12 protein-coding genes are annotated in these 12,862 nt (G+C 53.1%); 7 read left to right on the forward strand and 5 right to left on the reverse strand.

Features of this window, described 5'->3' with window-relative positions; genetic code table 11:
* Positions 1-310 precede the first annotated feature (310 nt).
* On the reverse strand, positions 311-1,165 hold the full coding sequence (locus tag MHH28_RS05160) for an SDR family oxidoreductase (RefSeq protein ID WP_405112676.1): 855 nt from the start codon (positions 1,163-1,165) through the stop codon (positions 311-313).
* Positions 1,166-1,220: 55 nt separating this feature from the next.
* Positions 1,221-1,913 (reverse strand): GntR family transcriptional regulator, encoded by a 693-nt coding sequence (locus MHH28_RS05165; protein WP_405112678.1) that lies wholly within the window; start codon positions 1,911-1,913, stop codon positions 1,221-1,223.
* A gap of 154 nt (positions 1,914-2,067) precedes the next feature.
* Between MHH28_RS05165 and uxaC the strand changes: the two genes are divergently transcribed.
* Entirely contained in the window at positions 2,068-3,477 is a 1,410-nt protein-coding gene (gene uxaC, locus MHH28_RS05170; protein WP_405112681.1) for a glucuronate isomerase, read from the forward strand.
* Between the two features lie 106 nt (positions 3,478-3,583).
* Here the strand turns inward: uxaC and MHH28_RS05175 are convergent, their stop codons facing one another.
* A complete protein-coding gene (locus tag MHH28_RS05175) occupies positions 3,584-4,417 on the reverse strand; it encodes an AraC family transcriptional regulator (protein ID WP_405112683.1) in 834 nt (277 codons plus the stop codon).
* A 159-nt stretch (positions 4,418-4,576) separates the two neighbouring features.
* On the opposite strand from MHH28_RS05175, the gene MHH28_RS05180 reads away from it, so the two are divergent.
* From MHH28_RS05180 to MHH28_RS05195, 4 genes are read left to right on the forward strand one after another with little or no spacing between them, the layout of a single operon-like run.
* Positions 4,577-5,740, forward strand: a complete 1,164-nt coding sequence (locus MHH28_RS05180; protein WP_405112685.1) for a Gfo/Idh/MocA family protein — start codon at positions 4,577-4,579, stop codon at positions 5,738-5,740.
* A gap of 38 nt (positions 5,741-5,778) precedes the next feature.
* Positions 5,779-6,555, forward strand: a complete 777-nt coding sequence (locus tag MHH28_RS05185; protein ID WP_405112687.1) for a sugar phosphate isomerase/epimerase family protein — start codon at positions 5,779-5,781, stop codon at positions 6,553-6,555.
* Positions 6,552-7,640 (forward strand): Gfo/Idh/MocA family protein, encoded by a 1,089-nt coding sequence (locus MHH28_RS05190; RefSeq protein ID WP_405112690.1) that lies wholly within the window; start codon positions 6,552-6,554, stop codon positions 7,638-7,640. The genes MHH28_RS05185 and MHH28_RS05190 overlap by 4 nt, the downstream gene beginning before the upstream one ends.
* Before the next feature lie 38 nt (positions 7,641-7,678).
* Complete coding sequence (locus MHH28_RS05195) at positions 7,679-8,695, forward strand: Gfo/Idh/MocA family protein (protein ID WP_405112692.1); 1,017 nt, start codon at positions 7,679-7,681, stop codon at positions 8,693-8,695.
* 107 nt (positions 8,696-8,802) lie between these two features.
* On the opposite strand, the gene MHH28_RS05200 is transcribed toward MHH28_RS05195, so the two are convergent.
* Complete coding sequence (locus MHH28_RS05200; protein WP_405112695.1) at positions 8,803-9,363, reverse strand: TetR/AcrR family transcriptional regulator; 561 nt, start codon at positions 9,361-9,363, stop codon at positions 8,803-8,805.
* Between the two features lie 354 nt (positions 9,364-9,717).
* Here MHH28_RS05200 and msrA point away from each other — a divergent pair, with 354 nt between their 5' ends.
* Together msrA and MHH28_RS05210 are read left to right on the forward strand one after the other, a co-directional pair.
* Positions 9,718-10,239, forward strand: a complete 522-nt coding sequence (gene msrA / locus MHH28_RS05205; protein ID WP_405112697.1) for a peptide-methionine (S)-S-oxide reductase MsrA — start codon at positions 9,718-9,720, stop codon at positions 10,237-10,239.
* Positions 10,240-10,442: 203 nt separating this feature from the next.
* Positions 10,443-11,807: a glycoside hydrolase family 64 protein gene (locus MHH28_RS05210; protein WP_405112699.1), complete on the forward strand. Its 1,365-nt coding sequence runs from the start codon at positions 10,443-10,445 to the stop codon at positions 11,805-11,807.
* On the opposite strand, the gene MHH28_RS05215 is transcribed toward MHH28_RS05210, so the two are convergent.
* The gene (locus MHH28_RS05215; protein WP_405112701.1) at positions 11,788-12,843 is read right to left on the reverse strand and encodes a hypothetical protein; all 1,056 of its coding nucleotides are present in this window, start codon (positions 12,841-12,843) and stop codon (positions 11,788-11,790) included. The genes MHH28_RS05210 and MHH28_RS05215 overlap by 20 nt on opposite strands.
* Between the last annotated feature and the right edge of the window lie 19 nt (positions 12,844-12,862).

Here is a 12,862-nt window from a genome sequence, read left to right on the forward strand (position 1 = left end):
TGAACCCTGGGGACGGGGTTCAGTTTTTTTGATTAACTAACAGGAATGAAGAAGGCCACCGATTGCAGACAAATATGCAGAAGCAGCAAGCGCATAAGATAGGTGTATTCTGTACAATTAAAAACAGTCGAAAGGCAGGCGTTTCTTTTCTAACTGTAGTCTGTACAACTAAATCTGCCCAAATGGGCGAGAATCCGTGTATAGTTGAATTTTAGTTGTACCAAATACAGCTAAATGGATATTCGGCGATAAACTTAGTGATTTAGTTGTACAGAATGCACTTAAGTATGTGGCTGGTACCGTAATCGCCTTACACGCCGGAATAGGCCATGAAGCCTCCATCCACCGGCACAGTGATGCCGGTAATGAAGCCTGACATCTGCTCATCGGCCAGCCAGAGCAGGGTGCCGAGCAGATCCTCCGGTGTGCCGAAGCGGCGCATCGGGGTCTGGGAGATGATTTTGAGCGAACGTTCTGTCAGTTCACCGTCCGGGTTCATCAGCAGCTGTTCATTCTGTGCGGTGACGAAGAAGCCGGGGGCGATGGCATTCACCCGTATGCCGGACTCTGCCAGATGAATCGCAAGCCACTGCGTGAAGTTGTTGATGCCTGCCTTGGCCGCGCTGTAAGCCGGAATTTTGGTCAAGGGTGAGGCGGCACTCATAGAGGAAATGTTGATCACCGCAGCTCCGGGGCGTCCGAGCATCTGCTTGGCGAAGATCTGGGTTGGAATTAATGTTCCGGTCAAGTTCAGGTCGAGGACGTTGCGGAAGCCGCTCACAGACAGATCGAAGAAGGAGACGATATCAGGATTCTCCAGGTCCCCAGTCTGGAAGGTCTCCTTGGTGGTGATCGCCGAAGGCTGATTACCCCCGGCGCCGTTGATTAACAAATCGCAGGGCCCCCAGTGCCGGTGAATCTCATCCGCTGCCTGCCGGACACTTGCGGCATCCATGACATCGCAGGCCAAGGCCAGGGACTGGCCGCCGCCGGAGGTGATCTGCGCAGCCAGAGCCGCTCCCTTGGCCCCGGTACGGTTCAGAATGGCGACCTTCATGCCTTGCCGGGCCAACTCCAGCGCCATTGCGCTGCAGAGTGCTCCGGCGCCTCCGGTAATTACAGCGGTCTTGCCTGCCAGTGCAGGCTGTATTGCCAACTCGGACATAGTGATCCAACCCTTCTTGGTGAAAGTATAATCGTGCGTCAGGTTCAGGTTATGTTCAGTCTGCGGATCTTTGCTTATAATACTGCGGATATTTCTCCATCAGCATCTCCTGGTCGGCGATCGTCAGGGCCATATGCTCCTGCATGATCTGATCCCCTTGCTGGATATTATGCTGCTCAATGGCTTCATATAGACCATAATGCTGCCGGTACAGGTGCTCCCAGTTGTGATCCGCCGTGAGCTTGAGCATCCGGCTGCGGTTCAGATGAACCTTAATCTGCTGGATGACCTCCCAGGTGTTCTTCTTAATGCAGCCCATGAAAATCACATGATGGAACTCTTCGTCCAGCATGAACATTTCCTTATAGTCCTGGTCTTCGATGCAGAGTTTCTGCTTGTCCAGATTGGCCTTCAGATCAATAAGATTCCTGGCCTGGAAGGTGCTGCACGCTTCCCGGACGACCGCACGCTCCAGATGCTCACGCATGAAGCGGGCTTCTTCCACGAGTTCGGAATCAATCAGGGAGACTACCGTTCCCCGCTGGGGATATACGGCAAGCAGTCCCTCCTGGGCCAGACGGACGAAGGCCTCTCTGACCGGAGTGCGGCTAACACTGAACTTCAGCGAAATTTCTTTCTCCGAAATCCCGGTTCCGGGCGGCAGCTCTAGCAGCAGAATCTGATTCTTCAGTGCACGATACACGATGTCCCTTGTGGAGAGCGCTTGTGTACCGATCGTATATTCCATCGTGTAACCCTCCTGTTATCGATTGTGTAAGCACTACCATACTACCATACAAGTATGGTAGTATGGTAGTGCGAATGGGCAGAAGCGGCGGCTGTACGCTTAAGGACGGTATCCGTGGCCCTCCCATATCATAGACGAGAGGCTGGAGAATAATATGAATACCTCATCTTTTATTCATGATGACTGGCTGCTGTTAAATGCAAGTGCGCAGAGATTGTATCACGATTATGCCGAGCAAATGCCGATTTACGACTTCCACAGTCATCTGAATCCGCAGGAGATCAGCAGTAACCGCAAGTTCCGCAATATCGCCGATCTGGCCTTATCCGGGGATCATTATAAGTGGCGGGCGCTCCGCTGGCTCGGCATTGACGAACAGCTGATTACCGGGAATGCGCCGGACCAAGACAAATTCAGGGTCTGGGCGCGCTCTCTGCCTGAGATGGTGGGCAATCCGCTGTATCACTGGACCCACCTGGAATTGAAGCGTTATTTCGGGATTGACGAGCTGCTCTCCGGGGAGACTGCGGACCTTGTGTGGGAACGTTGCAACGAGCAGCTTCAGGGCGAGGATCTGACGACTCAGGGAATTCTCAAAAAACTGAATGTCCGTGTGGTCTGCACTACGGATGATCCCATCGATTCGCTGGAGCATCACATCCAGCTTAAGAAGGATAACGTACTTCAGACCGTCGTCGCCCCAACCTTCAGACCGGACCGGGTGCTGAACATCCGTGATGAAGGCTTCACCGGATATGTCGGCCTGCTTGGTGAGGCGAGCGGTCTTGAAATCCACGATTACTCCGGGTTCATCCAGGCAGTGACGGCGCGGATCGATTATTTCCACAAGCATGGCTGCCGGCTGTCGGATCAGGCCTTCGGCGAGCTTCCGCATGCCCAGTCTACAGAGCATGAAGCGGCATACATCTTCGCCCGGGCCTTCAAAGGTGAAGAGATCAGCCCGCAGGAGGAACAGAAGTTCCAGAGCCATACCCTGCATAAATTAGGCAGACTCTATCATGAGCGGGGCTGGAGCATGCAGCTGCACATCGGAGCGCTGCGCAACAACAACGCGCGGATGTTCAGTGCCATCGGCAAGGACAGCGGCTTCGATTCCATTCTGGATTTCAATATGGCCCGCAGTCTCAATGCGCTGCTCAATGAGCTGGATGCCAGCGGACAGCTGCCGAAGACCATCGTCTACACGCTGAATCCTTCACAATATGAGATGATCGCCACCGCGATCGGCAACTTCCAGGGGCCTGGCATCAAGGGCAAGGTGCAGATGGGCTCCGGCTGGTGGTTCCATGACCAGAAGGAGGGCATGCTGCAGCAGTTGAAGGCGCTCGCAAGCATCGGCCTGATCAGTCCTTTTGTCGGGATGCTGACCGATTCCAGAAGCTTCCTCTCCTTCACGCGCCATGAATACTTCCGGCGGATTCTCTGCAACCTGTTCGGCACGTGGATGGAAGAGGGGGACCTGCCGCGCGACTATACATTGATCGGCCGGACGATTGAGAATATATGCTACAACAATGCGGATGCGTATTTCGGGATTAAGTAGAGGCTGGAGCACCGCAGATCATCGATTCTATTAAAAAGCATCAAAAAAATCAGCAGGTCTCCTTAAAGAGGCGTGCTGATTTTTGGTTGAAAACTTCCGTTATATTCTACTTCGTACTGCTCCGGTAAGCAGACGGGGATACGCCGGTCGACTTCTTGAACACCTTGGAGAAGTGGGCCAGCTCCATGCCGACCTGCTCGGCGATACTGGAGATGCTGAAGTCGGTGTAGGAGAGCTGTCTCTTGGCCAGCTCCATTCGCTTCAGCTGGACGTACTGCATCGGCGGAACGCCGATGAATTTCTTGAAGTAGGGAATGAAGTAGTTCGGGTGCAGATGAACCAGCTCTGCCAGCTCCTCTACTGTCAGCGGCCGCATTAACCGTTGATCGATGTAGCCCAGCACACTCGCCAGCTTGCCCTGGTCGCTCGTATGCGTCAGGTCGTCAAGGAAATTGCTATACCCTCCCGATTCAAGGCAGAGCGACAGCAGCGTAAGCAGCGCGGCTTGCGTCCGCAGGGTAGCGAGGAAGCCAGTATCCTGAAACCATTCAATCATCTCCGCAAACATCGTCCGGGCCGCCTCCGGGTCAGGCACATCACAGATATAGAGCTTATTCGCCGAATGAAACAGCGGCCATTCCCCGATCTGCGCATCGAAGTGACAGTAGTAGCGTGTATAAGGATCAGCCCGCGAGGTATCGGTGGTCTGGGTGGAACCGGCGGGCATAATCATCAGCTGACCGGGTCTGGGATAATAGGCCACTCCGTTGATAATGACCTTGCCTTCACCGGAATCTATATAATACAGCCGGTTGAAGGAAGGGGTCTCATTCGTCCGGTTCCAGCCCGGGTATCTGCTGGTTAACTGGGCATGGGTGACGGTAACCGTCAGGTTATGCAGCAGGCGTCCGGTCAAATTGCCGTTCGCAGTCCTATTCATGTCGGGTCTCCTTCAAATAAGGCTTTAAAGCTATTATAACGCTTTCATTTATCTAATGCATCTTATTTATATACAAATATACCTTAATTACAGTCATGGTCACCACCGGCAAATAGGGTTATCCTCATATCATAAACTGTTTCAGGAAGGGACTGGGAGATGGATAAGGTACGATTTGGAATTATTGGAGTAGGCAATATGGGGCGGACCCATGCACAGAGTCTGCTGAGTGATATTAAGGGAGCTGAGCTTACAGCGGTATGCGACAGCAGCCCTGAGCGGCTGGATTGGGCAGAGGAGCATTTGCCGGATAGCGTGCAGCGCTTTTTGTCGCCGGAGGAGCTGTTCAAGTCCGGGATCATTGATGCGGTGATGATTGCCACCCCGCATTATGACCATCCGCCGCTCGCGATCGAAGCGCTGGGCTACGGGCTGCATGTATTGATTGAGAAGCCCGCAGGCGTGTATACGAAGGCAGTACAGGAGATGAATGACGCCGCAGCGAAGTCTGACCGCAAGTTTGGCATTATGTATAACCAGCGGACGAACCCGCTCTATCAGAAGCTGAGAGACTTGATCCAGTCCGGGGAGCTGGGGGAGATCCGGCGCACGAACTGGATTATCACCAATTGGTACCGCTCTCAGAGCTACTATGATTCCGGCGGCTGGCGGGCAACCTGGGGCGGGGAAGGCGGCGGGGTACTGCTGAACCAGGACCCGCACCAGCTTGATCTCTGGCAGTGGACCACTGGTATGATGCCTAAACGGGTACGCGCTTTTTGCCATTTCGGGAAATACCGCAATATCGAGGTGGAGGATGATGTCACCGCTTATGTGGAATATGAGAACGGCGCAACCGGGCTGTTCATCACCACTACAGGCGAAGCACCGGGGACGAACCGGTTCGAAATTAACGGCGACAACGGCAAAATCGTCATTGAAGACGGGAAGCTGACCTTCTACCGCCTCCGAACAGCTGCACCCAAATTCAATGCTGAATACACCGGAGGGTTCGGCGCACCGGAATGCTGGAAGTGCGAGATTCCGGTGGAGGCCGGAAATGGAGAACAGCATAAGGGCATTCTGCGCAACTTCACCAATGCTATTCTGCACGATGAGCCGCTGCTGGCTCCGGGAGAAGAGGGCATTCACGGCTTGACCCTGTCTAATGCTATGTATTTGTCCGCGTGGACCGATAACTGGGTGGACCTGCCGATCGACAGTGAGCTGTTCTATGCGAAGCTGATGGAGCAGGTGGAGAATTCGACTTTTCAGAAAGCGCCGGTCAGCCAGAAAGCCCTGGATGTATCGGGCACGCACTAGAGCCCAATCAAACTATACTCAAGGAGTGGATCTTTAATATGGAGCGTTCAAATATCGCGGCCCAAATGTATACCCTGCGTGAATTTACCCAGACACCGGAGGGCTTAAGAGAGAGTCTTCGTAAAGTCAGCAGCATCGGCTACCAGGCAGTACAGATTTCGGGAATCGGCAAAATGGACCCTCAGCTGGTGAAGGACTACGCGGATGAGTTCAACCTGAAGATCTGTGCGACGCATGTTCCCTGGGACCGGCTGGTGAATGATCTGGATGCGCTCGCTGCCGAGCATAAGCTGTGGGACTGCAAATACATTGGCTTGGGTTCGCTGCCGGGAGAATATCAGACCAGCCAGGAGGGTTACCGCACCTTTACTAAACTGGCTTCCGGCATTGCCCGTACCCTGAAGGAAAAGCATGGCCTGCAATTCGTGTATCATAATCATGATTTTGAATTTGAAAGCTTTGACGGGCTCACCGGCATGGAAGTGATGCTGAAGGAGAGTGATCCAGAGGCCTTCGGCTTCGAGCTGGATCTGTACTGGGTGCAGGCCGGGGGCGGAGATCCAGTAGAGTGGATTCATAAAGTGGAAGGCAGAATGCAAGCTGTGCATTTCAAGGATATGGCGATTCTGAACAAGAAGCCTGTGTTCGCCGAGATCGGCGAAGGCAATATGAACTATGGAGCGATCATTGAGGCCTGCCGCAAGACTGGGGTGGAATGGTATATTGTGGAGCAGGATGTGTGCCAGCGTGATCCGTTCGAGAGCCTGGAGATCAGCCTCCGGCATCTGCACGCCAGATTGCGGGAACAGTCATGAGCCGCAAGGATGGTATGATGTATGCCCCTGTACATGAGGCGAAGCCGGTTGTAGGGCCCGGTGAATTCGTGATCGCCGCGCTGGCACTGGATCATGGGCATATCTATGGGATGTGCAACGGGCTTGTGGAAGCGGGGGCTGAGCTGAAGTGGGTATACGACCCTGACCCCGATAAGGTAAAAGCGTTCCTGAACAAGTATCCCGGTGTCAGAGCCGCACGTTCTGCCGAAGAGATTCTTGAAGATCCTGAGGTCCGGCTTGTCGCAGCGGCGGCCGTTCCTTCGGAGCGCGGTCCGCTCGGTCTGCGCGTGATGGCGCACGGGAAGGATTATTTCACGGACAAATCTCCATTCACCTCCCTGGACCAGCTTGCGGCGGCCCGCCTTCAAGTGGAGCAGACGGGGCGGAAATACATGACGTATTACAGTGAAAGACTGCATGTGGAGAGCGCTGTCTATGCCGGTCAGCTGGTGCAGCAAGGGGCGATTGGCCGTGTGCTTCAGGTCATGGGGCTGGGTCCGCACCGGTTAAATGCACCGAGCCGGCCGGAATGGTTCTTCCAGCGTGACAAATACGGCGGTATTCTCTGTGACATCGGCAGCCACCAGATTGAACAGTTCCTGTTCTATGCAGGCTGCCGCGATGCCAAGGTGCTGCACAGCAAGGTCGCCAACTACAACAATCCGGCTTACCCGGAGCTGGAGGATTACGGTGATGCTACGCTGGTTGGGGACAACGGGGCTACGCAGTATTTTCGTGTGGACTGGTTCACTCCTGCGGGGCTTGGGACCTGGGGTGATGGACGGACGATCATTCTCGGCACGGAAGGTTATATCGAGCTGCGCAAATACAGCGATATCGGCCGCTCCAGCACACCGGATCATGTCTACTGGGTAGACGGCGGGGGAGAGCATTATGAGCATGTGGCCGGGAAGATCGGCTTCCCGTTCTTCGGTGAGCTGATTCTGGACTGCCTGGAACGGACGGAGAAGGCGATGACCCAGGAGCATGCGTTCAAGGCGGCTGAACTCTGTCTGGAGGCGCAGCGGCAAGCAGTGAATCTGACCCCGGATACGCTCAAATAGTTGTAAAGCAGCTATCAGAAGATCGGAAGGTGGATAAGATGAATAGCACTCAAGCAGCGATAGTTGGCTGCGGGGCGATTGCCCCGCTGCATGCCAGAGCCATTGCTTCGATCCCGAATGCGCGGCTGGCAGCCGTGGTGGACAGTGATCCTGTTCAGGCAGCACAGTCTGCTCAGGATTATGAATGTGAAGGCCTGACGGATTACAGGGAACTGCTGGAGCGGACAGATATTGGCGTAGTCCATCTGTGCACGCCGCATCATCTGCATGCCGGAATGGCGGTGGAGCTGCTGAAGGCCGGCAAGCATGTGCTGACCGAGAAGCCGATGGCGCTGGATGTGCCGTCGGCCCGCTTGATGCAGGAGGTTGCAGAGCAGGCTTCGGGTCAGCTGGGTGTAGTGTTCCAGAACCGCTATAATGAGCCTTCGGTGCGCATCAGGGAAGTGATAGATTCCGGTATTATGGGGAAGCTCCTCTGCATGAAGGGCGTGGTGACCTGGACCCGGAGTGAGGAGTACTACACGAACAGCGCCTGGAGGGGCCGCTGGGCTACTGAAGGCGGGGGTGTACTGATCAATCAGGCGATCCATACCCTGGATTTGCTGCAATGGTTCGGCGGTGACATCGCTGCCGTGAAGGGCAGTGTCAGCACCGATGTCCTGGATGAGGTCATTGAGGTCGAGGACAGCGCACATGCGTGTATCGACTTCAAGAACAAGGTGCGCGGACTCTTCTACGGGACCAATGCGTATCAGGCCAATTCGCCGGTGGAGCTGGAGCTGGTCTTCGAGCAAGGGACCCTGCAGCAGCGCCGGGACAGCCTGTATCTGTGGAAGGATGGTCAGGAGACGATGCTCTGTGAGCCGCAGAATATCAGCAGCGGCGGAAAATCCTACTGGGGCAGCGGACATTCACGGTTGATTCATGATTTCTACGGCCATATCCGTGAAGGCCGCAGGTTCTGGATTGACGGGGCTGAAGGAATCAAGGCGCTTACGCTGATTGCTGAGATCTATAAATCCTCGGGGAGCCGGAATCTGATTCCCCAGGTCTAGCATTCATCAACCGGCCGGGTGCCGGAATAGGCTGTCTCTTATGCAGAGCTTCTGCTTGGGAGATAGCCTTATTTGTGTTCCTCTAACCAAGAAGAGACCGTAAGCCGTTAGAGCTTGATCGCAAGCCAGCAAGCTTCAATGGTCTGCTGAATCTGCTGCTCATTGAGCGGGTATTTCCCATCCAGATAGCCCTTGATCACAGCGGTCAATATGCCGTAGATCAGCTGATAGCACAGGCAAACATTCATTTCGCGGATGATCCCCTGCCGCTGGCCTTCTTCAATAATGGAGAAGATCTCTAAGGTGGATGGGGCAAGCGTGTTCCGCAATTCCTCCGAAATATAAGGCGAGGAGCAATAGTTCTCTGTGAAATCTACCTCTTTGGGGTATTGAAGCGAATAGTTGGCTGTGTTTTTCAGGAGGCTCTTCACACGCTCATAGACCGTTAAGCCGGGGTCGTAGCCGTTCATGACGAACTCATTTTTATGTATGCGGACTGTATGGTACAGATCGTTGACCAGTTGCTCTTTGTTTCCGAAATAATGGTAGAATGTGCTGGAGCCGACATTGGCTCTCTTGAATATTTTGGCAAAAGTAACAGATTGTAAGCCTTCTTCAGTAATCAAATCAAGGGTTGCCTGAAGAATATCATCGCGTTTACCCATCATTACACCTCACCAGCGGAAAAATCATTCTATAAAATAGTACATCTCCTGCAAAGAAATGTCAATTAACAGAATATGTATTCCGCTATAAAGGTTAAGAAAGATAGATTTCGGGGCAAAAATAACGATAAAAAACAGGTTTATTGACCGGGACTATTAAAAACCGCAATTCCCAAGCGAAATCATTTGAAGTTTAATCTTCTTTGTTTTTGAATATCAATAGAATAAATATTCTATTTATTAAGCTTAGGGATGAATGATTAATGCAAGTGATCCAATTGACTTTATGATCATTAGGTATTATCTTCAGTACAGGCTTTGACGGGAGTCAGCAGATGAGAGACAGGGAGTGGGAGTATGGCTAGTGAACAGGCAATGTTTGCCGGAGGCTGCTTCTGGTGCATGGTTACACCATTCGAAGAGCTTCCCGGAATCCAGGGGATTGTATCGGGTTACGCAGGAGGAACGGTAGAGAACCCGACCTATGAGCAGGTGAAGACAGGGACAACCGGTCACTATGAGGTGGTGCAGATCACGTATGACCCGGAGCTCTTCCCGTATGAGCAGCTGCTTGCGCTATTTTGGCCGCAGATTGATCCGACAGATGACGGCGGGCAGTTTCAAGACCGGGGAACGCAGTACCGTACGGCGGTATTCTACTATACAGAAGAGCAGCGGCTGGCTGCGTTGGCTTCCCGGGAACAGGTGGCGGTTAGCGGCAGATTCGAGCTTCCTGTAGTGACGGAGATTCTGCCTGCACCGATGTTCTATCCGGCAGAAGACTATCATCAGAACTATCACAAGAAGAATCCGAAGCATTATAAGGAGGACCGTGAGCAGTCCGGGCGGGATACCTTTATTTCACAGCATTGGGACTAGCGGATAGGATGTAGAAGCGCAAAAAAGCCTTTAATGACCAGGCATCTGGGATTTAAGGGCTTTTTGATATTTTCGCAGCACAAAACCAAAATATGGGAACCTAAATCCGAAATTTCGTGCCTACTAAATCGCAGAAGACGATACTATAATCATATTTGTAAACGGATACAGAAATACCAATATAATTCAGGAGGAATGTTAGGATGTCCAAAAAATGGCTAATGACGATGCTTGCGTTCGTGCTTTTGCTCTCATGCCTGCCCTTGTTCAATTCCAAAGCAGCCGCTGCAGACTTTACCCAAGGGGTAGACCTGTCGGGAACCTCGGCCACTATCTGGTTCAAATCTTCAGTCAATACGAGCTGGACCGATGTGCATTACAAAGTAAATTCAGGTACCCAGCTTAACTACCGTATGACGTATAACAACAGTAAAGCGCGTTATGAGCAGGTGGTTACAGGTGTTTCCAGCGGCACAGCACTCTCGTACTTCTTCACTTACAACAACGGCACTCCGGCCTATGATACCGGCTGGTTCAACTTCACGGCAGGAACCGGGCCGACATCGACGCCGCCGCCTTCCGGCTCTTCAGGCTCGATCTATTCCATTGCGGCTTCCTCCATCCCGGCACCGCCCGCCGGCTCTGTGTCGGTCAAGGTCATGAATGGAACGGGAGGCGTGTATCCCGACAGCCAGATCTATTGGGGCGTAATCGGCATTAACCCGGCCAACGGCAAATGGAGCTATCTGGATCTGAGCGGCAATCTGGTTCCGATCTCGAATGCCCTGAATAATGCTTCCGGCCATTTGTCCAAGAATGGAGTCAACTATGCCAATATTTATCATACGGTGAATCAGGCTTCCTGGGTGACGCTGCCCAAAATCACCTCCGGCCGCATGTTCCTCAGTGTGGGCACGCCGCTGTATATTAAAACCTATGACGACGGCTTCGCCGGACCGGATATTGATAATCCGACCGATCCTAACCGTAATCTCTATTTCGACTTCGTAGAATTCACGGTAGATGCTACAGGTTATCATGGCAATACCACCCGTGTAGATGCCTTCGGCTTCCCGATCCAGCACCGGCTGGTAGGCTTGTCCGGCGGGTATGATAAGACGGTTGGTGAGCTGGAATCAGAGACACGTGCCGGGATTTTCAGCAAATACCAGAATGAAGTTCCTGCGGCCTTCAAATCGCTGGCAACCGAGCAGGCACCTTACCGGATTATTGCTCCAGTGCATGGATCGTTCAAAGCCGGCGGGGCTAATAGCAACTATTTCGCAGGCTATTCCAGCTACAGCACCCAGGATATTCTGCGCAATGACGGGTCGCTTATAGATGCGGCTACCAGCGCTGCAATTAACCGCCATGTCTTCACCTCCAGTAACTGGAACAATGTCGCGGACTATTACAAAGCGGCTCCTGCGAACTTCTATGCGAAGTTCTGGCATGACCACAGCATCAGCGGACTGGCCTACGGCTTCCCTTATGATGATGTGAACGGCCAGGCCGCCTATCTGGAAGTCGGTGACCCTAAGGGTCTGATTATCCGCGTGGCTTGGTAAGCACGGAGCGGATGGCTTCCGTGAGTGCTGCTTCCTCAACCATCAGCAAATGAGGGATATCGTGCAGAGAGCCGGTCCTGAACATCAATAGGCTGCCGGCCCTCTCACACGATTGAATCTGTGAATACTGGGAGGGATCATCATCCAGGGAAGGGAAGACGACACTCGCAGGCACAGGTTCATATCCGGCAAAAGCCCATTCATCGATACGCTCCATCTTCGCCGGGTCAAACAGGAAGAAGCGTTCATTCGAATTTTGCGTGATGGTCTGACCGTTCTGAAGATAGAGCATTCCATACCCCGGATAACTGTCCTCTTCCTCAACCTCATCTTCGTAGTCCCCGTCGTGCGGGCCCTGTTCCTGGAGCAGCTCCAAGGCTGGATAGGAGAAGCGGGCGTATACCTGCATATCGTTCTCTAATGTGAATAATTGCTTGCCGTCAGGATGCCACGCCGGTGCAAGGTAACACCCCTGCGGGAACATCTCCCGGCTGCGCAGCCCATCCTCTTGAATGGATAACTCAAACACGGATATCCCATTCTGACCCGCTGCCAGCTCAAGGGTTACAGCATCCGATTCAGGGATGTCACTCAACCGCAGCATACTGTCACCGAAGGGATCTTCCAAGTCTAGTGAATGTGCTAACGTTCCGTCCCCGCTATGAAACACTGAAATCCGCAGATGTTCTTCGTCCAGCTTGTCTACAGACCAGATTAGACCCCCATCACGCGAGAAAAGAACACATACATACGCTCCGGCTTTGCTCCACAGCAAGCCGCCTGTAAAGTCTCCTGCGCCTATTGCCGCATCCTGCATAATGAAAGCCGCCATCTCCCGCTCAGGATGGAACGAAAGAGAGTCCAGGTTAAGCGGTTGTAAGTTATAGAGCTGTCCGGCGTCACGAGGCGTGAAGTCCGCATCCAGGCGATACACTCTGCCTTCCTTGTCATATACAACAACTTCAGGTCCGGCATTGTTCCTTGCTTCGAAGCGATAGTCACCTATGAGTATTGTGGCGGGATTCAGTAGTATCATCGTATTCCTCCTGCTCCTC

The sequence above is a fragment of the Paenibacillus sp. FSL K6-1217 genome (assembly GCF_045040735.1).
Taxonomy (GTDB): Bacteria; Bacillota; Bacilli; order Paenibacillales; family Paenibacillaceae; genus Paenibacillus_AQ.